The 19558-nt window shown below is 76.1% G+C and carries 22 protein-coding genes and 1 riboswitch; of the genes, 14 read left to right on the top strand and 8 right to left on the bottom strand.

Features of this window, described 5'->3' with window-relative positions; translation table 11 throughout:
- The first annotated feature begins 12 nt into the window (after nucleotides 1-12).
- Nucleotides 13-705, top strand: coding sequence for a DsbA family oxidoreductase (locus tag KUM42_RS09020; RefSeq protein WP_237496426.1), 693 nt, complete (start codon nucleotides 13-15; stop codon nucleotides 703-705).
- Here the strand turns inward: KUM42_RS09020 and KUM42_RS09015 are convergent.
- Together KUM42_RS09015 and KUM42_RS09010 are read right to left on the bottom strand one after the other, a co-directional pair.
- On the bottom strand, nucleotides 702-1664 hold the full coding sequence (locus KUM42_RS09015; RefSeq protein WP_237496425.1) for a nitronate monooxygenase family protein: 963 nt from the start codon (nucleotides 1662-1664) through the stop codon (nucleotides 702-704). The genes KUM42_RS09020 and KUM42_RS09015 overlap by 4 nt on opposite strands.
- Nucleotides 1665-1742: 78 nt before the next feature.
- Nucleotides 1743-1961, bottom strand: a complete 219-nt coding sequence (locus KUM42_RS09010) for a hypothetical protein (protein WP_237496424.1) — start codon at nucleotides 1959-1961, stop codon at nucleotides 1743-1745.
- Nucleotides 1962-2042: 81 nt separating this feature from the next.
- Between KUM42_RS09010 and KUM42_RS09005 the strand changes: the two genes are divergently transcribed.
- Nucleotides 2043-2429, top strand: a complete 387-nt coding sequence (locus tag KUM42_RS09005) for an SRPBCC domain-containing protein (protein WP_237496423.1) — start codon at nucleotides 2043-2045, stop codon at nucleotides 2427-2429.
- Nucleotides 2430-2591: 162 nt separating this feature from the next.
- On the opposite strand, the gene KUM42_RS09000 is transcribed toward KUM42_RS09005, so the two are convergent.
- Nucleotides 2592-3761: an NADH:flavin oxidoreductase/NADH oxidase gene (locus KUM42_RS09000; protein WP_237496422.1), complete on the bottom strand. Its 1170-nt coding sequence runs from the start codon at nucleotides 3759-3761 to the stop codon at nucleotides 2592-2594.
- 121 nt (nucleotides 3762-3882) lie between these two features.
- Between KUM42_RS09000 and KUM42_RS08995 the strand changes: the two genes are divergently transcribed.
- From KUM42_RS08995 to KUM42_RS08970, 6 genes are all read left to right on the top strand, one after another.
- Nucleotides 3883-5097: an MFS transporter gene (locus KUM42_RS08995; protein ID WP_237496421.1), complete on the top strand. Its 1215-nt coding sequence runs from the start codon at nucleotides 3883-3885 to the stop codon at nucleotides 5095-5097.
- On the top strand, nucleotides 5094-6350 hold the full coding sequence (locus KUM42_RS08990; RefSeq protein WP_237496420.1) for an alpha/beta fold hydrolase: 1257 nt from the start codon (nucleotides 5094-5096) through the stop codon (nucleotides 6348-6350). The genes KUM42_RS08995 and KUM42_RS08990 overlap by 4 nt, the downstream gene beginning before the upstream one ends.
- 234 nt (nucleotides 6351-6584) lie before the next feature.
- Nucleotides 6585-7112: a cysteine dioxygenase family protein gene (locus tag KUM42_RS08985; protein ID WP_237496419.1), complete on the top strand. Its 528-nt coding sequence runs from the start codon at nucleotides 6585-6587 to the stop codon at nucleotides 7110-7112.
- Nucleotides 7109-7531, top strand: coding sequence for a rhodanese-like domain-containing protein (locus tag KUM42_RS08980; RefSeq protein WP_237496418.1), 423 nt, complete (start codon nucleotides 7109-7111; stop codon nucleotides 7529-7531). Before KUM42_RS08985 ends, KUM42_RS08980 begins: the two co-directional genes overlap by 4 nt.
- 28 nt (nucleotides 7532-7559) lie before the next feature.
- Nucleotides 7560-8222, top strand: a complete 663-nt coding sequence (locus KUM42_RS08975) for an acVLRF1 family peptidyl-tRNA hydrolase (RefSeq protein ID WP_237496417.1) — start codon at nucleotides 7560-7562, stop codon at nucleotides 8220-8222.
- Nucleotides 8223-8283: 61 nt separating this feature from the next.
- Nucleotides 8284-8967, top strand: a complete 684-nt coding sequence (locus tag KUM42_RS08970; RefSeq protein WP_237496416.1) for an alpha/beta hydrolase — start codon at nucleotides 8284-8286, stop codon at nucleotides 8965-8967.
- 44 nt (nucleotides 8968-9011) lie between these two features.
- Here the strand turns inward: KUM42_RS08970 and KUM42_RS08965 are convergent, their stop codons facing one another.
- Complete coding sequence (locus KUM42_RS08965) at nucleotides 9012-9746, bottom strand: YsnF/AvaK domain-containing protein (RefSeq protein WP_237496415.1); 735 nt, start codon at nucleotides 9744-9746, stop codon at nucleotides 9012-9014.
- A 167-nt stretch (nucleotides 9747-9913) separates the two neighbouring features.
- Here KUM42_RS08965 and KUM42_RS08960 point away from each other — a divergent pair, with 167 nt between their 5' ends.
- Entirely contained in the window at nucleotides 9914-11983 is a 2070-nt protein-coding gene (locus KUM42_RS08960; protein WP_237496414.1) for a UvrD-helicase domain-containing protein, read from the top strand.
- Between the two features lie 92 nt (nucleotides 11984-12075).
- Nucleotides 12076-12930, top strand: a complete 855-nt coding sequence (locus tag KUM42_RS08955) for a PPK2 family polyphosphate kinase (protein WP_237496413.1) — start codon at nucleotides 12076-12078, stop codon at nucleotides 12928-12930.
- On the opposite strand, the gene KUM42_RS08950 is transcribed toward KUM42_RS08955, so the two are convergent.
- From KUM42_RS08950 to KUM42_RS08940, 3 genes are read right to left on the bottom strand one after another with little or no spacing between them, the layout of a single operon-like run.
- Nucleotides 12920-13756: a YhjD/YihY/BrkB family envelope integrity protein gene (locus tag KUM42_RS08950; RefSeq protein ID WP_237496412.1), complete on the bottom strand. Its 837-nt coding sequence runs from the start codon at nucleotides 13754-13756 to the stop codon at nucleotides 12920-12922. The two genes, KUM42_RS08955 and KUM42_RS08950, sit on opposite strands and share 11 nt — an antisense overlap.
- A gap of 59 nt (nucleotides 13757-13815) precedes the next feature.
- The gene (locus KUM42_RS08945) at nucleotides 13816-14277 is read right to left on the bottom strand and encodes a GNAT family N-acetyltransferase (RefSeq protein WP_237496411.1); all 462 of its coding nucleotides are present in this window, start codon (nucleotides 14275-14277) and stop codon (nucleotides 13816-13818) included.
- An 8-nt stretch (nucleotides 14278-14285) separates the two neighbouring features.
- Nucleotides 14286-14825 (bottom strand): hypothetical protein, encoded by a 540-nt coding sequence (locus KUM42_RS08940; protein ID WP_237496410.1) that lies wholly within the window; start codon nucleotides 14823-14825, stop codon nucleotides 14286-14288.
- 152 nt (nucleotides 14826-14977) lie between these two features.
- Nucleotides 14978-15148: riboswitch (cyclic di-AMP (ydaO/yuaA leader) on the top strand.
- Nucleotides 15149-15164: 16 nt separating this feature from the next.
- Between KUM42_RS08940 and KUM42_RS08935 the strand changes: the two genes are divergently transcribed.
- From KUM42_RS08935 to KUM42_RS08920, 4 genes are all read left to right on the top strand, one after another.
- Nucleotides 15165-16385, top strand: a complete 1221-nt coding sequence (locus KUM42_RS08935; RefSeq protein WP_237496409.1) for an NlpC/P60 family protein — start codon at nucleotides 15165-15167, stop codon at nucleotides 16383-16385.
- 146 nt (nucleotides 16386-16531) lie between these two features.
- Nucleotides 16532-16879: a DUF3817 domain-containing protein gene (locus KUM42_RS08930; protein WP_237496408.1), complete on the top strand. Its 348-nt coding sequence runs from the start codon at nucleotides 16532-16534 to the stop codon at nucleotides 16877-16879.
- Nucleotides 16880-16888: 9 nt separating this feature from the next.
- Nucleotides 16889-18220, top strand: a complete 1332-nt coding sequence (locus KUM42_RS08925; RefSeq protein WP_237496407.1) for a serine hydrolase — start codon at nucleotides 16889-16891, stop codon at nucleotides 18218-18220.
- Complete coding sequence (locus KUM42_RS08920; protein WP_237496406.1) at nucleotides 18217-18939, top strand: aspartate/glutamate racemase family protein; 723 nt, start codon at nucleotides 18217-18219, stop codon at nucleotides 18937-18939. Before KUM42_RS08925 ends, KUM42_RS08920 begins: the two co-directional genes overlap by 4 nt.
- Here the strand turns inward: KUM42_RS08920 and KUM42_RS08915 are convergent.
- On the bottom strand, nucleotides 18924-19544 hold the full coding sequence (locus KUM42_RS08915) for a pyridoxamine 5'-phosphate oxidase family protein (protein ID WP_237496405.1): 621 nt from the start codon (nucleotides 19542-19544) through the stop codon (nucleotides 18924-18926). The genes KUM42_RS08920 and KUM42_RS08915 overlap by 16 nt on opposite strands.
- Between the last annotated feature and the right edge of the window lie 14 nt (nucleotides 19545-19558).

Here is a 19558-nt window from a genome sequence, read left to right as displayed (position 1 = left end):
TTGAGGCGGTTCATGCAGGTCGAGGTGTGGTCCGACGTCGTGTGCCCGTGGTGCTACATCGGCAAGCGCAAGCTGGAGACGGCGCTCTCCCGCTTCCCGCACGCCGACCAGGTCGAGGTCGTCTGGCGGTCCTTCCAGCTGGACCCGAGCATCCCCGAGGGCCACACCGAGCCCACCCTGCCGGCGCTGGCCGCCAAGTACGGCAAGCCGGTGGCCGAGATGGCCGCGATGCAGCAGCGCGTCGAGGACATCGCCGCCGGTGAGGGGCTGGAGTACCACCTCGCCGAGGGCATCAGCGGCAACACCTTGCGCGCCCACGAGCTGATCCACCTGGCCGCCGAGCACGGCCTCGGCGGGGCGATGAAGGAGCGGCTGCTGCACGCCCACTTCGAGGAGCAGCGCTCGGTGTTCGACGTCGACTCCCTCGTCGCGCTGGCGGTCGAGGTGGGCGTCGAGGAGACCGAGGCGCGGGCCGCGCTCGCCGACCGCCGGTTCCTGCCCGCCGTCCGCGAGGACATCGATACCGCCCGCGCCCTCGGCGCGACCGGCGTCCCGTTCTTCGTCGTCGACCGCGCCTACGGCGCCGCCGGCGCCCAGCCGGCCGAGACGCTGCTGCAGCTGCTCGAGCGCGCCTGGTCCGACAGCCACCCGCTGGTCACCGTCCCCGCCGCCGAGGGCTGCGACGACGGCAGCTGCTCGATCTAGCGCACCAGGCGGGCGGCGCGCTGCAGCGCCTTCTCGGCGTCGGCCACGAGTGAGCGGACGACGTCAGCGGCGGGACGCTCGGTGGTGAGCAGGCCGACGGACTCCCCGGCGTAGACCGGCGCGTGCGCCAGGTCGCCCTCGGCGCGGGCGCGGCGTACCTGCTCGGTGGCCGCGGTGTCGCCGCGCAGCTCGGCCTCCCGGCCGTGCCAGGTCTCGGTGAACTCGTTGACCAGGGCGCGGCCGGGCCAGCGGGCCGGCCAGCCCAGCTCCTGGGCGATGTCGAACGCACTGGTCAGCACGGTCTCGTCGCCGGTCGCTTCCTGCACGCGCGCCCGCACCGCCGGGCTGGTGAGCGCCTCGGGGCTGGCGAGGAAGGGCGTGCCGATCCAGCCGCCCGCGGCTCCGGCGACCAGGACCGCGGCCAGCCCCGCGCCGGTGGCCACGCCGCCGGCGGCCAGCACCGGCCGGTCGGTGGTGGCCAGGACCTCCTGCAGCAGCGGCAGGGTCGACCGCTGCCCGGTGTGCCCGCCGGCCTCGGTGCCCTGCGCGACGATCACGTCGGCGCCGGCCTCCAGGGCCCGGTCCAGGTCGGCCCGGGAGTTGACCGCCGTCGCCACGGCGATCCCGGCGTCGTGCAGCGGGCCCACGAAGGGGCCCGGGTCGCCGAAGGAGACCGAGACGAGCACCGGCTCGGTGGCGATCGCGGCGGCCAGCAGCTCCGGCCGGTCCGCCAGCACCCAGGCCATCAGCCCGACCCCGTGCGAGACGTCGGCCTCGGCGGGCAGCCGGCCCTGCTCGACGACCCAGGCCGGGTCGGTGTCCGCGCCGACGCCGATCATGCCCAGCCCACCGCCCAGGGAGACGGCGCGGGCCAGCTCGCCACCGGCCACCCCGGCCATCGGGGCGCCGAAGACCGGCGCGTCGAGGTCGAACCAGCGGGTGAGGGCGGTCGAGATCACCGGGCCATCGTGCTCCGCCCCCCGTCCTGCAGCGCGGCGGCCCGGATCAGCCCCGGTCGGCGCTCGGGGCCGGCCCGGTCAACCGGCCGACCCGCCGGTGACGTCGCCGCCGCCGGCCTCGTCGGCCTCGGTCCGCGAGGTGGGCAGCCCGTCGGCGGCCAGCTCGTCCTCGCCGGTCGAGACCTCGTCGTCCTCGGTGGAGGCGAGGTCCTCGCCCTGGCCGAGCGCGCCGGGATCGGCCTGCAGGGTGCGGGGGTCGTTCAGCGGGTCCGGGGTGTCGGGGTCGGTGACGGTCATGGCCGGGAGGTTGCCCGCAGCGGCCCCTGGCGAACCGCGCCGCCGACGGCCAGGCTGGCCCCCCGACACAGGAGGACGGCGATGACAGGCGACGAGCGGACGGGCGAGGTCGACGTGCTGGCCGAGGGGGTGCGGCTGCGGTTCCGGCGCCGGTGGCCGCGCCCGGTCGACGACGTCTGGGCCGCGCTCACCGAGCCCGACCGGCTGGCCCGCTGGATCGGCACCTACGACGGGCTCCGGGAACCCGGCGGCACCGGCGTCTTCACCATGACGCACGAGGACGAGCCTGCGGGGGAGCGACTGCGGGTGGTCGCATGCGCCGCCCCGGTCCGGCTGGTGGTCGAGTGGGACACCGAGGCCGGCTGGCGGGTGGATCTCGACCTGGACTCCGAGGGTAGGGAGACGGTGCTGACGTTCACCCAGCTCTTCCCGGCCGGCACCGACGTGGCCGAGTACGCCCTCGGCTAGCACTGGTACCTCGACAAGCTGGACGCCGAGGTCACCGGTGCGCCGCCGCCGCCACCGTGGGAGGACTTCCTCGCCGCGACAGGCCCGGCGTACGGAGGGGGATGAGCCGGCCCACCGACCGTCCAGCAGCCTCTCGGCACGGCTGGACGGTCGGTGCGGTGGTCAGGCCTGCGCGGCGGGCTGCTCGACGCGCACCGGGTCGGGGCCGGTCCACGGGCCGAGTCGCTCGATCAGCCGCTCGCGGGAGGCCAGCCGCGGACCGGCCTGCACGGGGTAGGTGTCGTACCGGCCGGTCAGCGCCCGGGCCGCGTGCAGGGCGAAGTTCGGGTCGTCCTGCGCCTCGCGGGCGACGGCGACCAGGTCGGCCTGGCCGGTGGCGACGACGGCCTCGGCCTGCTCGGGGTCGACGACCAGCCCGACCGCCATCGTGGGGATGCCGGCCTGCTCGCGGATCGCGGCGGCGAAGGGCACCTGGTAGCCGTAGCCGATCGGGTGCTCCCACCCGCCGCCGATGCCGCCGCCGGAGACGTCGATCGCGTCCACGCCCAGCGCTCGGAGCTGCCGGGCGAAGGCGATGGTGTCCTCCAGTGTCGTCCCCTCGGTCGTGGCGTCGACGGCGGAGACGCGGACGAGGAGCGGCAGGTCCTCCGGCCACACGGCGCGGACAGCGGCCACGACCTCCAGCGGGAAGCGCATCCGGTTCTCCAGCGAGCCGCCGTACTCGTCATCACGGCGGTTGGTGAGCGGGGAGAGGAACTGGTTGAGCAGGTAGCCGTGGGCGGCGTGCACCTCGGCCACCTGGAACCCGGCGGCCAGCGCGCGCCGGGCCGCGGCGACGAACGCGTCGCGCACGTCGGCCAGCTCCTCGACGGCGAGCGGGCGCGGTGCGCTCCAGCCCTCGCCCATCGGGACGGCGCTGGGGGCGACCGGCGTCCACGGCTCGTCGCCGGGCCGGGCGGTCCCGGGGGTGACCTGCCCCGACCCGTCCCAGGGGCGCAGCGTGTTCGCCTTGCCGCCGGCGTGCGCCAGCTGGATCGCCGGCACGCTGCCGTGCGCGGTCAGGAAGGCGGCGACCCGGGCCAGGCCGGGGACCTGCTCGTCGGTCCACAGCCCGACGTCCCCGGGGCTGATCCGCCCGTCGGCGGTCACGCCGGTCGCCTCCACCATCACCAGGCCGAAGCCACCGAGGGCGAACCGGCCCAGGTGCACGAGGTGGTAGTCGCCCACCACCCCGTCGGTCACGCAGTACTGGCACATCGGGGCGACCGCGAGGCGGTTGGGGAGGGTGACCCCGCGCAGGGTCAGGGGCTGGAGCAGGTGGGGTGAGGTCACGTGGGCGCAACGGGCGACCGGCCGCCGTCCTTCCCGGCGACCCGCCGTTCGGCCCGCGGGTCACGGACGGTTCGGTTAGCGTGACGAGGCGTCCATCCCGCTGACGGAGGCCAGTCCGCCCGTGCCCAACCCGTACCTGCACGTGCTGCGGACCCCGCACGCCCTGCCCATGGTGCTGGCGGCCTTCATCGGCCGTCTGCCGCTGTCGATGGTGGGCCTGGGCAGCGTGCTGCTGGTCCAGGACCAGACCGGGTCCTACGGGCTGGGCGGGGCGGTCGCCGCGGCCGGCGCCGTCGCCGCCGCGGTCTCCGGCCCGGTCGTGGGGCGGCTGGCCGACACGCACGCCCAGCGGCGGGTGCTGCTGGCGGTGCTGGCCGTCTTCGTGCTGTCGGGCACCTCGTTCCTGACGGCGGTGCGCGAGGGGTGGCCGCTGTGGACGGTCTTCGCCACCGCCGCGCTCACCGGGGCCAGCCTCCCGCCGGTCTCCTCGATGATCAGGGTGCGCTGGACCCACCTGCTGCGCGGCACCCCGCGGCTGCCCACCGCGCTGGCCATGGAGTCGGTGGTCGACGAGTTCGTCTTCATCGTCGGGCCGGTGCTGGTCACCTTCCTGTCCACCACCGGGCACACGACCTCCGGGGTGGTCACCGCCTTCACCCTGGCCGCCGTCGGCACCCTGCTGTTCGTCGCCCAGCGGCGCACCGAGCCACCGCCCGCGGAGCACGAGCACCGGCGGGGCGCCTCGGCGATGCGGGTGCGGGGGCTGCGGGTGCTGTTCGTCGTGGGCGCGGCGATCGGCGCCATCCTCGGCACGCTGGAGATCTCGCTGGTCGCCTTCGCCGACGAGGTCGGTGCGCGCTCGCTGTCCGGGCTGCTCATCGCCGGGCTCGCCGCGGGGTCGATGGGCGCGGGCATCGGCTGGGGCACGGTGCACTGGCAGGTGCCGCTGCGGCACCGCCTGGTCGGCGTGCTCACCGTGCTGACCCTGCTCACCGTGCCGCTGCTGTTCGCCGAGAGCTACTGGGTGATGCTGCCGCTGGTCGTCCTTGCCGGCGTCGCCGTCTCCCCCGCCCTGATCAGCGCCTTCACCCTCGCCGAGCTGCTGGTGCCGCGCGCGGCGGTCACCGAGGCGTTCACCTGGATCGGCACGGCGCTGGCGCTCGGGGTCGCCGTCGGCGCCTCGGCCGCCGGCAAGATCGTCGACGGGGTCGGGGCCAACGCGAGCTTCGGCGTGGCCACCGTCGCGGCCGGGGTCGCCGCCACGGTCGTGGGCCTGGGGCAGCGGCTGCTGCACGTCCCGGCCGAGCACGCCGCCACCCCGGCACTGGCCCGGTGACGGTCTCCTACGAGGTCCCCGGCGCCGTCGTCCGGGAGCACGAGGTGACCGTGCCGCTGCACTGGGCCGACCCCGACGCCGGCACGACCACCGTCTTCGCCCGCGAGCTGGTCGCCCGCGACCGCCGGGACGCCGACCTGCCGCTGCTGCTGTTCCTGCAGGGCGGCCCCGGCGGGAGGTCGCCGCGGCCCACCCGCGGGGGCTGGGTCGCGCGCGCGCTGCGCGACTTCCGGGTGGTGCTGCTGGACCAGCGGGGCACCGGCCGCAGCTCCCGGGTCACCGCCCGGTCGATCGGCCGCTTCCCCGACCCCGCCGCGGCGGCCGCGCACCTGCTCGCCTTCCGTGCCGACTCGATCGTCGCCGACGCCGAGCACCTGCGGCGCACGGTCTACGGCGGCCGCCGCTGGACGACGCTGGGCCAGAGCTACGGCGGGTTCGTGACGCTGACCTACCTGTCGCAGGCACCCGAGGGGCTGGAGCGCTGCCTGGTCACCGGCGGGCTGCCCGGCCTGTCCGCCGACGCCCGCGAGGTCTACCGGCGCACCTGGCCGCGGGTGGCAGCCAAGGCGCGGCGGTTCCACCAGCGGTACCCGGCCGACGCCGCCCGGTTCGCGGCGGTGGCCGACCGGCTGGAGGCCGCCCCGGTGCTGCTGCCCGACGGCGACCGGCTCACCGTCCGGCGGCTGCAGACCCTGGGCCACGCCCTGGGCACGCAGTCCGGCGCGGAGGAGCTGCACTGGCTCGTCGACGAGGCGTTCGACGACGACGGCGGGCTCTCCGACGGGTTCCTCGACGAGGTCGCCCGGCGCACCTCCTACTGGCGCAACCCGCTGTACGTGGCGCTGCACGAGAGCATCTACGCCAGCGGGCCCGGCGCGACGGCGTGGGCCGCGGAGGCCGAGCGCGGGCCGGAGTTCGACCCGGGAGTGCGGCCGCTGCCGTTCACCGGCGAGATGGTCTTCCCCTGGATGTTCGACGAGATCGCCTCGCTGCGTGCCTTCGGCCCGGCCGCCCGGGCACTGGCCGAGGTGCCGGAGTTCCCCGCGCTGTACGACCCGGCACGGCTCGCCGCCAACGACGTCCCGGTCGACGCCGCCGTCTACCTCGACGACGTGTACGTCGACGCCGGGCTGTCGCTGGAGACCGCCGAGGCGGTGGGCAACGTGCGCACCTGGGTCACCAACGAGTTCGAGCACGACGGGCTGCGCACCGGCGACGTCCTCGACCGGCTGCTGGTGCTCCGCGACCGGTGACCCGGCCGGGCGCCGACACCAAAGTGCACCAAGCCGATGGGCTTGACCGACAGACCGCGGGCTGGTCTGATCGGGACGTGTCGTACTCGCTCGCGCTGCACCGCCGGTGCGCCGTCGACCTGCTCCGGGTCGCCAGCGCACTGTGTCCGGTCCGCTGAGCTCCTCCGCGTCCCGACACACCTCCGCAGCCCCGCCGTCCGCGGGTGAGCTGCGCCCGGATCCAGGAAGCACCCGATGACCTCCCTCGCACCGCCCCCTGCCCGCACGTCCTCCGCCGCCGCCCTGGCCGCCACCCTCGCGCTGGCCCCGCAGCACTGGGCACCGCTGGTCCGGTTCCGCCCCGAGGAGCGCTGGAGCGCACTGCTCGACCCCGCTGCGGTGGCCGGCGCCGTCCCCGCGCCACTGCGCGAGGACCTCGCCCGGTCCCAGGTCTGGCTGCTGTCCTGGCTGCCCGGTCAGGGCACCGTGCTGCACGACCACGGCGAGTCCGCCGGGGCCTTCGCCGTCGCCCGCGGCTCGCTCACCGAGCGCGTGGTCGCCGAGCGGACCGACGGCACCGCCCAGGAGGTCCGCACCGACCTCGGCGCCGGGCGGGTGCGGCACTTCGGCACCCACTACGTGCACCAGGTGGTCAACGCGGGCACCGAGCCCGCGGTCAGCGTGCACGTCTACGCCCCGGCACTGCGCTGGATGAACAGCTACGACGTCGTCGATGGCCGGCTGGTGCGCACCGGCACCGAGCGCGCGGGGGTGGACTGGTGACCAGCTCGACGCTCACCCGCCCCCCGGGCGCCCGCACCATCGACGACCTGCTGGCCGAGGCCCGTTCGCGGCTGCAGCGGGTGACCCCGGCCCAGGCCGCGGCCCGCTGGGCCGCCGGCGCGGTCCTGGTGGACATCAGGCCGGCCGCCCAGCGGGCCGTGGAGGGCGAGGTGCCCGGCGCCCTGCTGGTCGAGCGCAACGTGCTGGAGTGGCGCTTCGACCCGGCCAGCGACGCCCGGCTGCCCCAGGCCACCGGCTACGACGTCGAGGTGCTGGTGCTGTGCCAGGAGGGCTACACGTCCAGCCTGGCCGCCGACGCGCTCCGTTCCCTGGGCCTGCACCGGGCCACCGACGTGATCGGCGGCTTCCGCGACTGGCGGGCGGCCGGGCTGCCCGCGGTGCCGGGCAGCGCGGGCTGAAGCGCCGGCCGGCTGACATGCTCCGGGGGTGACCCGCCCCCGGCCCGCACCCGGTGGCGGTCGCCTGCTCGGCGTCGCCCCCGAGCGCCTGGGCCGGTGGCTGGACGGCGTCGCCGACCGGCACGGCGCCCTCGACGTGCAGGTGGACGGCGAGGAGCTGGTGCTGACCTGCGTCGACACCACCACCGTGCGGCTCACCGCGCCCTACGGCTGGACGCCGGGACCGGCCCCGCTCACCGCGTTCACCGCGGCGGCGCGGGCTCCCCGGCGCACCGCCGTCGTCCTGGTGCGGCGCGGTCGGTGGGCGGTCGGGGTGTTCGACGGGGCCGAGCTGGTGGTGTCCAAGGTCGACGCCCGCCAGGTGCAGGGCCGCACGGCCGCCGGCGGCTGGTCGCAGCAGCGCTTCGCCCGCCGCCGGGGCAACCAGACCGACGCCGTCGTCAGCCACGCCGTCGAGACCGCGGCCCGGGTGCTGCTGCCGCACGCCGCCGACCTGGTCGCACTGGCGCCCGGCGGTGACCGCGGCCTGGCCGCCGAGGTGCTCGCCGACCCGCGGCTGGGCCCGCTGGCCGCGCTGCCCCAGCTGCCGCTGCTCGACGTCGGCGAGCCCACCAAGGCGGTGCTGCTGGAGACCCCGGGCCAGTTCCGCGCCGTCCGGGTGCACATCACGGAGCCCGCCGACCGTGCCTGATGGAGTCCCAGCGCTCGTCTTGTGCAGCGCTGGGACTCCATCAGCGGGGTAGGGAGCGGGCATGTCCACCTCCCGCGCGGCGGACGGCCGCCTCGACAGCCGACCGCACGACGTCCGCACCGGTGCCCCGCCCGCGCCCGGGGTGACCCGGCTGGACCTCGGCCCGGGTGCGGAGGCGCTGCTCGCCGTCCCGCCCGGTGAGCCGGCGCCGCGGCCGCTGCTCGTCTTCCTCCACGGCGCGGGCGGCTCGGCCGCCGACGCGCTGCAGGCCGTGGGCGACCTGGCCACCGCCCGCGGTGCGCTCGTCCTGGCCCCGACGTCGGCCGCCGCCACCTGGGACCTCATCGCCGGCGGGCTGGGCCGGGACGTCGCCGTCCTCGACGCGGCCCTGGACGCGGTGTTCGCCACGTGCGCGGTGAGCCGGGTGGCGCTCGGTGGGTTCTCCGACGGCGCGTCCTACGCGCTGAGCCTGGGCGTGGCCAACGGCGACCTCGCCGGCGCCGTGCTGGCGTTCTCCCCGGGGTTCGTGGCCGCACCGGGGAGGTTCGGCCGACCGCACTTCTGGATCGGCCACGGCACCGACGACCGGGTGCTGCCGATCGACCGCTGCGGCCGCCGGGTCGCCGCGGGTCTGCGCGAGGACGGCTACGACGTCGCCTGGACCGAGTTCGACGGCGGGCACGTGGTCACCCCGGACCTGGTGACCGCCGCGCTGGACTGGTGGCTGGACGGGCCCGTGGGCTGAGCGGTGCCCCGGGGCCCGGCGTCGTGCCGGGCCCCGGGGGGAGCTCAGACGGTGTCGGAGGTGGTGAGCTCGACCTGCTCGCGGCGCACCTGGTCGGTCACGACGGTGTCCTCGGTGACCCACGAGGTGGCCAGCCGCACCCGCTCGGCGGGCACCCGCTCGACGGTGACCCGGGGCTCCTCGGTGTAGAGCGTCACCCACCCCGTGCTGCTGGTGGACCGGTCGCCGTCGGTGAGCCCGCCGTCGGTGAGCCCGCCGTCGGCAGGGGCGCCGGTGTGCGTGGTGATCGGCCGGTGCTCGATGAGGGCGCGCTGGCGGGTCACCGTCACCGGGACCATGACCTCCTCGGTGAACTCCTCGATCCGCAGGACGGCGCGGGTCCAGGGCTCGACCACGGTGCTGACCCGCAGCTGCTCCTCCGAGCGGGTCATCGCGGTGTCGTCGATCCTGCCGACGGTGTTCGGGGACAGGCCCTGGGTGGCGTCCTGGGCGAGCCCGGTCGTCGTGCCCGTGGTGGAGGTGCCGCCGCGGTAGTGCTCGCGCAGCGTGGTCTCCTCGGCCGGGGTGAGCCGGTCGGGCTGGGAGATGCGGGGCGCGGACTGCACGGCGTCGGCGGAGACGGTCAGCCGGAGCCGGCCGTCGGTGAGCGCGCTGCCGGTGACCGGCGCGATCAGCGGCACCTCGTCGGCCTGCGGAGCGGCGTGCTGGCCGCTGGTCAGGCCCACCCAGGTGGGCTCGCCGGTCACGTCGTCGAGGAAGACCGTGGTGATCGTGCCCACCGGCCTGCCGTTCCGGTCGTCTGCGGTGGCCCCGATGACAGGGGGCGGAGTCGGGTCACTGGCCATGCCTGTGATTGATCCGGAGACGCCCGGTCTACACATCGGCCCGCGCGTCGCCCGCGAAGTCGGTTGAGCGGCGCGGCCGGCGCGCGTAGCGTCCTCCGACCGTGTCTCCTGCAGCCCCGACCGAGACCACCGCCCCCGATCCCGTCCTCGCCGCTGAGCGCCGGCACCTCGCCCGCGCGGCCGACTGCCTCGGCCAGATGCGCACCGCCGCGGTGGCCGTCACCGACGCCGGCGTCGACGCCTGGGCCTCCGAGCGCCTGGGCGCCGCCCGCGCCGAACGGCTGCTCTCCCTGGCCCACGACCCCGGCGTCCCGGCGTTCTTCGGCCGCACCGACGGCACGGCCGACGCCGGGCCCGACGGGACGCCGGAGACCTTCCACATCGGCCGCCGGCACGTGCGCGACGACGCCGGCGACCCGGTGGTCATCGACTGGCGGGCGCCGATGAGCCGGCCGTTCTACCAGGCCAGCCCCACCGACCCGCAGGGCGTGGCCCGCCGTCGCCGGTTCGGGTTCGCCGCCGGCGAGCTCACCAGCTACGAGGACGAGCGGCTGGCCGCCGGCGAGTCCGGCACCGGGGCGCTGCTGCGTGCGGAGATCGAGCGCCCCCGCAGCGGCCCGATGCGCGACATCGTCGCCACCATCCAGCCCGACCAGGACGACATCGTCCGGGCACCGCTGACCGAGTCGATCTGCGTGCAGGGCGCCCCGGGCACCGGGAAGACCGCCGTCGGACTGCACCGCGCGGCCTACCTGCTCTACACGCACGGCGACCAGCTGGCCCGCACCGGCGTGCTCGTCGTCGGCCCGAACAAGGCGTTCCTGCGCTACATCGAGCAGGTCCTCCCCGCGCTCGGGGAGGTCGAGGTGGACCAGGCCACCGTCGCCGACCTGACCGCCCGGGTGACCGTCCGCGCCTCCGACGCCCCGGACGTCGCCGTCCTCAAGGGCGACCCGCGGATGGCCGAGGTGCTGCGCCGGGCGCTGTGGAGCGGCATCAGCAAGCCCATCGACTCGGTGCAGGTCAGCCTGTCGGGGAAGAAGTACCGGATCGGCGAGGAGCGGCTCAAGCGCTTCGTCGACGACCTGCGGCGGGCCGGCACCAGCGGCGTCGACGCCGCCCAGCTCGTGCACTACGCCGCAGGCCGGGAGCGGCTGGCGATGTCGCTGGCCGAGTACGCGCGCCGGCTCAAGGAGGCCGGCGGCGGGAGCCCCACCGACGCCGAGACCCGGCGCACCGCCCGCAGCGCCGAGGTGCGGGCCTTCTGCGACGCCGTGTGGCCGGCCGTGGACGCCGCCGGGCTGGTCGCCTCCCTGTTCAGCGACCCGGCGCTGCTGGCGAGGGCCGCCCGCGGCGTGCTCACCGAGGAGGAGCAGGCGCTGCTGAGCTGGCTCACCCCGCCGCGGTCGGTGAAGAGCGCGCGGTGGACCCTCGCCGACGCCGTCCTGGTCGACGAGGTCGCCGGGATGCTGGAGCGCACGCCCGGCTACGGGCACGTGATGGTCGACGAGGCGCAGGACCTCTCGCCGATGGAGTGCCGCGCGGTCGCCCGCCGGCTGGGTGCCGGGTCGCTGACCGTGCTCGGTGACCTCGCCCAGGCCACCAGCCCGTGGTCGGCCGCGGACTGGGCGCAGACTCTCGCCGCGCTGGGCCGCCCGGAGACCTCGGTGCGCCCGCTCACCCGCGGCTACCGGGTGCCCGGCGAGGTGCTCGACTTCGCCAACCGGCTGCTGCCCTCGATCGCACCGGGACTGGGCGCGGCCACCGCCGTGCGCCGGGAGCCCGGGGCGCTGCAGCTGCGCCCGGTGTCGACGCTGGCCGGGCCGCTGGCCGCGGTGGTGGCGGAGCTGGCGGCCGCCGAGGGGTCGACGGGCGTGGTCTGCGCCGACGCCGCGGTGCCCGAGGTGGTCGCCATGCTGACCGCGGCCGGGCTGGACGTCGCCGCGCTCGCCGACGACGGGTCCGAGCCCGCCCGCGTCTCCGTGGTGCCGGCGACGCTGGTCAAGGGCCTGGAGTTCGACTCGGTCGTGGTCGTCGAGCCCGCGGCGATCGTCGCCGCCGAGCCGCGCGGCCTGCACCGGCTCTACGTCGTCCTCACCCGGGCGGTGAGCAGCCTCGTCGTCCTCCACCACGACCCGCTCCCCGCCGAGCTGACCCAGACACAGGCATAGGTACCTCTACCTGTGTCCGGGGCTCCCGGGACACAGGTAGAGGTACCCATGCCTGGGGCGCACCGGCGGGCGGCGTCCCTAGGCTCCACCCCATGGCCCCCTCCCTGCGTGAGACGCTGCGCGCCCCCGCGGCCCCGGTGCGGCTGCGCGAGATCGACCCGCGGTCGACCCCGCTGGTGCCCGGGGACAAGGAGCACACCCGTGAGGTGGCCGCGGCCGAGGGGCGCCGGCTGGCCGAGCTGCAGGAACGGCTCTACGCCGAGGGCGTCACCGGCGGACGGCGGCGGGTGCTGCTCGTGCTGCAGGGCATGGACACCAGCGGCAAGGGCGGCGTCGTGCGGCACGTCGTCGGCACCGTCCAGCCCCAGGGCGTGGCGGTCACCGGGTTCAAGCGGCCCACCCCGGAGGAGCTCCGGCACGGCTTCCTCTGGCGGGTGCGGCGCGCCGTCCCCGCGCCCGGTCAGCTCGGCGTGTTCGACCGCTCGCACTACGAGGACGTGCTCGCCGGCCGGGTGCGGCAGCTGGCCCCGCCGGCGGTGGTCGAGCGGCGGTACCGGGAGATCGTGCGGTTCGAGCAACAGCTGGTCGACGACGGCGTGACCCTGGTCAAGGTGCTGCTGCACATCTCCCCGTGGGAGCAGAAGCAGCGGCTGCTGGCCCGGCTCGACGACTCGGCCAAGCAGTGGAAGTTCGATCCCGGTGACCTCGACGACCGCGCCCTGTGGCCGGACTACCAGCGCGCCTACGAGACGGTGCTCGAGCGCACCAGCACCGACGCCGCGCCCTGGTACGTCGTCCCCGCCGACCGGAAGTGGTACCGCAACTGGGCGGTGGGCCGGCTGCTGCTGGACACCCTCACCGACCTGGACCCGCGGCTGCCCGCGCCGGCCTACGACGTCGCCGAGCAGCGCGACCGGCTGATCGAGGAGCACCCGCTCAGCGACTGACCGCCGGCGTCCCGCGGCGGAGCCGCTCGTCGATCGCCTCGGTGAACAGCCACCCGGCGATGAGCACGAACTGCAGCAGGAACAGCCAGAACGCCACGGCCACCGCCCCGCCGACCGCGGTGAGCCCGCCGAACGGGGCGCCCAGGTCCAGGGGCAGGGCCAGGAACAGTACGAAGCCCTGCAGGAAGCCCGACAGGGAGCCCGCGGTGAACAGGGCGCCGACCACGACGGCCCGCCACCGCAGCCGGCCGGCCGCGACCACCCGAAACACCCAGACAAGCGGCAGGGTGAGGGCGAACAGCACCGAGTAGTAACCGGCGAAGAACCCGCCGACGGTCGCGCCGAACCCCGGCGTGTCGGCCAGCCGGGCCAGCAGCCGGGCGACCAGCAGCAACGGGTAGAGCAGCAGCGGCGCGAGCACCAGCAGCGGCAGCGACGCCAGCCGGCCGCGCCAGGCGGTGAACCGGTCGTGCGCGGGGCTGAAGCGCAGCAGCGCCCGGCGCACGCCCTCGCCGTAGAGGGAGATCGGCAGCAGGGTCAGCAGCGCCCCCACCACGCTGAGCTGGGTGCCGGCGTCGGCGAGCCGGGCGACCGCGGCGGGCGCCCCCAGCTCGGTCGGCAGCACCGAGGCCAGCTGCCCGGTGAGGGTGCGCACCCGGTCGCCGCCGGCGACCCAGCTGGTCAGTCCCAGCGACAGCACCAGCGCCGGGACGACGGCGATCCCGGCGTAGAAGGTGAGCCCGGCGGCGATCAGCGCGGTGTCCCGCCCCGCGAGCCGGTCCCGCATGGTGGCCAGCAGGCCGCGCGCCTCTCTCGCCACCTGCACCCGCCCATGTGACCAGGTACAGGCCGGTCGCGCCCGCCAGGGCGGCTGTGAGTCCGCGCTCAGGTCAGGTCGCGGGCGAAGAAGAGGGAGTGCGTGGCGTCCGGGTGGCCGACGTAGTGCCCGAAGGCGCCGACCGGCGCGTAGCCGGCCGCGGTGTAGAGCCCGACGGCCTCCGGCTGCCGGGGCCCGGTCTCCAGCCGCAGCGTGGTCCAGCCGCGGGCCCGCGCCTCGGCCTCCAGCCCGGCCAGCACCAGCCGGGACACCCCGCGTCCCCGGGCGGCCGGGACGACGTACATCCGCTTCACCTCGGCCGCGCCGGGCTCCAGCGCCCGCAGCGCACCGCAGCCGATCGGCGTCCCGTCGTCGTCGCGGGCGACCAGGACGACGGCGACGTCGCCGGCCGACGGGGGCACCCCGGGCTCGCCCTTGCCGTCGTAGCGGATGCGCAGCTCGTCCTGCTGGGCGGTGGCGAGCTGCTGGACGACGGGGTCGTCCCAGGCAGCGGGGGAGAGGCTCGGCACGGGCCCGATCATGGCGGCCCGGGCTGCACCTGCTGCAGCAGCCCCCAGACGAACTGCGCCCGGACGCCGGCCACGTGCACCTCCCAGCGGCTGGCCACCCGGGGGTCGACCTGCACCGCGCCGGGCAGCGCGGCCACGTCGCCGACCGTGTGCTCCCACACCCGCAGGTCACCGGCCGTCGCCGCGGGCAGCGGCGACCCGGCCGCGCGCACCAGCTGCTCGCCGAGCACCGGGCCCCCGGGCAGGGAGACCACCTCCCAGCGCAGCTGCGGCCACAGCGGCAGCGCCCAGCGGCGGACGACGAGGGCCACGTCGCCCCAGAGGCGCTCCTCACACTCCTCGGTCGGACCGAGGACGGCGCTCCGCAGCGACACGCCGCGCGGCCCCGCCGCGGAGTGCTGCAGCGCCTGCCACCGGCGGTGCGCCTCGCGGGCCTCCGCGCGGTCGGCGTCCAGTCGGACGAGCGCGCCGGTGACCAGGTCAGGCCGCGAGTCGGCCATCCGGCGCAGCAGCACGAGGCAGAACTCCCGCCGCCCGAGGCCACGCATCCGGCGAGCCTGTCACGCCCGGTGAGCGTGTCCGTGCACTCGCCAGGAGTTTCTGCACAAATCGGGCCCGACCGTTTGTCATCTCCCCATCACACGCTTACGGTGGGCGACGGTCCGGACGGGCACCTCAGCCCCCTCCCGGGGAGCGACCGCCTGGACCGCCGCCGAACCACAGCGGCCCGTGCAGCACTGCGGGCCAGTGGACCGGGGACCCACCGCAGCACTGGGGTGAAGCTCCACGCGACCCGTACGGGCCGTGCGGAGCCGGGCGTCTTCCCGCCCGAACCCGTCAGCTAACTCGGTAGGCGGCGAGTGGAAGAAAGGAAACACCCGCCTCACATGGCGAGTTCGCTCAGCTCTGCCCGCCGTCGGTCCACGACCGCCGTCCTGATCTCGCTGGCCGCCGCCGGCGTCGTCTCCCTCACCTCCCTTCCCGCGTCGGCCGCGCCCGAAACGCCGGCCAGCTCGCAGGAGGCCGCGGCCCTCGTCGCCGCCCGTGGTCACGACCTCGAGGTCGTCACCGAGCAGTTCAACGACGCCCGTGTGCAGCTGGCCGACCAGCAGGCCGCCGCCGAGCAGGCCGCCGCCAAGGTCGCCGACGCCGACGCCGCGGTGGGCAGTGCCCGCGACAAGGTCACCGAGGTGGCCCGCAGCGCCTACACCGGCGACCGCCTGGACACCCTGCAGGCCATGCTGACCAGCACCTCCGCCGACGAGATGATCGACCGCGTCGGCACGCTGGGCACCATCGCCGACCACAACAACGCGGTCCTCGGCGAGGCCGAGCAGGCCACCCAGGCCGCCGCCCAGGCGAAGGCCGACGCCGACTCCGCCGCTGCCGCCGCGCAGGCGCAGGTCGAGGAGGTCGCCCGCCAGCAGGCCGACCTGCAGTCCCAGATCGACCAGTACAAGGCCGACTTCGACCGGCTCACCGCCGAGGAGCAGGAGCGGGCCCGCAAGCTCGCCGAGGAGCAGGCCGCAGCTGCTGCTGCCGCTGCGGCCCGCGAGGCCGCCGCTGCCGAGGCCGCCCAGGCAGCGCAGGCCGCCCAGGCCGAGCAGGCCTCCAGCGCTGCGCCGGCCACCGCTGCCGCCGCCGAGCGTCAGGCGCCCGCGGCGTCCCGGGCCACCCGGTCCGCCGCCGCCCCGGCAGCCCCGGCCGCCCCGGCGGCTCCCGCCCCGGCCGAGGACGCGGCTCCCGTCGCCGCCAGTGGTGCCGCTGGCACCGCCGTCGCGGCGGCCATGGCCAAGCGCGGCTCGCCCTACGTCTGGGCCGCCGCCGGCCCGAGCTCGTTCGACTGCTCAGGTCTGGTGCAGTACGCCTACGCCGCCGCCGGCGTCTCCCTGCCGCACTCGAGCAAGGCGCAGGCCTCCATGGGCCGCGCGGTCTCCCGCGGCGACCTGCAGCCCGGCGACCTGATCGCCTTCGGCAGCCCCGTCTACCACATCGGCATCTACATCGGGGGCGGGCAGATGGTGCACGCCCCGACGTCCGGTGACGTGGTCAAGGTCGCCAGCATCGACGCCGTCGGTGGCATCACCGCGATGCGCCGCCTCGGCTGACCCGACCCGCTGTTCCCGGTGCCCCGGTCGCCTGCTGGCGACCGGGGCACCGGTGCGTCCGGGGTGCTCCACGAGGCCGTCGCCGCGGGGCGCACAGGCAGCCCGGGCAGGATGTGCCCGACCGACCGCTGGACCCGAGGAGTGCCGTGCCCGCCGCCCTGACCGACCCGCGCACCGTCGCCCGCGCCTTCCGCGTCGTGGCCGTCGCCGAGGCGGTGAGCTGGGTGCTGCTGCTGGCCGGGATGTTCGTCAAGTGGGTGCTGAAGACCTCCGAGGTCGGCGTCCAGCTCGCCGGCCCGGTGCACGGCGTGGTGTTCCTCGCCTACGTCGCCACGACCCTGCTGGCCTGGCGGGTGCTGCGCTGGTCGCCGAACACCACGGCCCTGGCGCTGCTGGCCTCGCTGCCGCCGCTGTGCACCGTGGTGTTCGAGCGCTGGGCGCAGCGCACCGGCCGGCTGCCGCTGGGGGAGACCGCGTCGGTCCGGGCTGGCTAGCCTGCGGGGATGGTCGAACCGGTGCTCCCGTCCACCGCCCGTGCCCTGCTGGCCCGCACCGCCCGCGTGCAGCGCGACGGCCGGGCGCCGGGCCTCGTCGCCGGCGTCGTCCGCGACGGTGGGCTGGCCTGGTCCACCGGGCGCGGTGACGTCGCCGAGCCGCACGAGGACGTCCAGCACCGGCTCGGCTCGATCAGCAAGACGGTCACCGCGCTGGTGGTCATGCGGCTGCGCGACGAGGGCCTGCTCGGCCTCGACGACCCGCTGGAGCGGCACGTGCCCGGCACCCCGCTGGGGGAGCGCACCGTGGGCCAGCTGCTGTCGCACCTGGCCGGCGCGGGGTCCGAGAGCCCCGGCGGCTGGTGGGAGCGCGTGCCCGGCGGCTCGCTGGAGGACCTGCGGCTCACCGGTGACGACGTCGTCCTGGGGGCGGCCCGGCGCTTCCACTACTCGAACCTGGGCTACGGCCTGCTCGGTGAGCTCGTCGCCCGGCACCGGCAGCGCCCCTGGGCCGACGCCGTCCGGGACGAGGTGCTGCTGCCCCTGGGCATGACCCGCACGACGCCCCGGCCCAGCGGACGCGCGGCGGTGGGCGCCGCGGTGCACCCGTGGGCCGACGTGGTGCTGCCCGAGCCCGAGCACGACGCCGGGGTGATGGCCGCGGCCGGCCAGCTGTGGGCCACGCTCGCCGACCTGGCCCGGCTCGCCGCCTTCCTGATCGGCGACACCGGGGACGTGCTGTCGGCGGCGACGCTGGAGGAGATGACGGTGCCCGCCGGCGTCGACTCCTCGGCGCCGGGCTGGTCGGCCTACGGGCTGGGCCTGCAGGTGCTGCGCGTCGACGGCCACGTGCTGGTCGGGCACGGCGGGTCGATGCCGGGGTTCCTGGCCGGGGTGTTCGTCGACCGGCTCGAGCAGATCGGCGCCGTGACGCTGGCCAACACCACCAGCGGCCTGGACCCGCTGGTGCCCGGGCTGCTCGCGGACCTGCGCACCGCCGAGCCGCGCGTGGTGGACGCCTGGACGCCGTCGGCGCCGGCACTGCCGCTGGACCTGCTCGGCGTCTGGTTCTGGGGGCCGGCGCCGTACGTGCTGCGCGCGCAGGCCGGTGGGCTGCTGCACCTGGGGCCGCTGCCCGGCCGTGGTGGGCGGGCCAGCCGGTTCGCCCCGCGCCCCGACGGCACGTGGGTCGGGCTGGACGGCTACTTCGCCGGGGAGACGCTGCGGATCGCCCCGGACCACCTCGACCTGGCGACCTTCGTCTTCACCCGCACGCCCTACGACCCCGAGGCGCCGGTGCCCGGAGGGGTGGACGAGGGCGGCTGGCAGCTGCTGTCATGACCGCCGTGGCCGGGCAGCGGGTGATCGGGATGCTGGGTGGGATGAGCTGGGAGTCCAGCGCGCAGTACTACCGGCTGGCCAACGAGCTGGTGCGCGAGCGGCTGGGTGGCCTGCACTCGGCCCGCTGCGTGCTCGCCTCGCTGGACTTCGCCGAGGTCGAGCGGCTGCAGGTCGCCGGCGAGTGGGCGCAGGCCGGGGACCTGCTCGCCGAGGCGGCCCGCGGGCTGGAGGCCGCCGGTGCCGAGCTGCTGCTGATCTGCACGAACACCATGCACAAGGTCGCCGACCAGGTGCAGGCCGCGGTCGGCATCCCGCTGGTGCACCTGGCCGACGCCACCGCGGCCGCGGTGACCGCCGCCGGCCTGGACACGGTCGGGCTGCTGGGCACCGCGTTCACCATGGAGCAGGACTTCTACCGCGACCGCCTGGCCGGGCACGGGCTGCGGGTCCTCGTGCCACCGGCCGACGACCGGGCCGAGGTGCACCGGGTCATCTACGACGAGCTGTGCCTGGGTGTGGTCCGGGAGGAGTCCCGGGAGGCCTACCGCGGGGTGATCCGCCGGCTCGTCGACGCCGGCGCGCAGGGCGTCGTCCTGGGCTGCACCGAGATCGAGCTGCTCGTCTGTGCGGCCGACAGCCCGGTCCCGGTCTTCCCCACCACCCGGCTGCACGTCGAGGCGGCGGTCACCGCCGCGCTGGCCGGTCAGCCGGCGGGGTAGAGGCCGGCCCGGTACCCCTCGCCGTAGTAGCGCTCCAGCTCCTCCAGCGACGCGTCCGGGCGCTCCTGCCGCTGGGCGATCTGCGGCCGGGTGGGCACGTCACCGGCGTCCCAGGTCGCTGGGTCCCACAGGTGCGACCGCATGAAGGCCTTGGCGCAGTGGTAGAAGACCGTCTCGATCTCCACGACCATCGCCAGCAGCGGCCGGCTGCCGCGCACCACCATGCGGTCGAGCAGGTCGGCGTCGCGCACCAGCCGGGCCCGGCCCTGCACGCGGAACGTGTCGTCCCGGCCGGGCAGCAGGTAGATCAGCCCGACGTGCGGGTTGGACAGGATGTTGCGGAACCCGTCGGCGCGGCGGTTGCCGGCCCGCTCGGGCAGCGCGATCGTCCGGTCGTCGAGCACGACGGTGAAGCCGGGCGGGTCGCCCTTGGGGGAGACGTCGCAGCTGCCGTCGGCCGCCGACGTCGCGACCAGGCAGAACGGCGAGCGGGCCAGCCACTGCCGGTCGATCTCGTCGAGGGCAGGGCGGTCCTTGGTGGCCACCCGGGGCAGCGGCTCACCGATGACCGCGCGGAGCTCGGCCTCGGTGGTGATCTCGTCCACGCCGCCAGTCTGTC

Source organism: Modestobacter sp. L9-4 (assembly GCF_019112525.1).
Taxonomy (GTDB): domain Bacteria; phylum Actinomycetota; class Actinomycetes; order Mycobacteriales; family Geodermatophilaceae; genus Modestobacter.
Note: the sequence above shows the minus strand (reverse complement) of the source record. Positions and strands in the feature narration are given on the sequence as shown.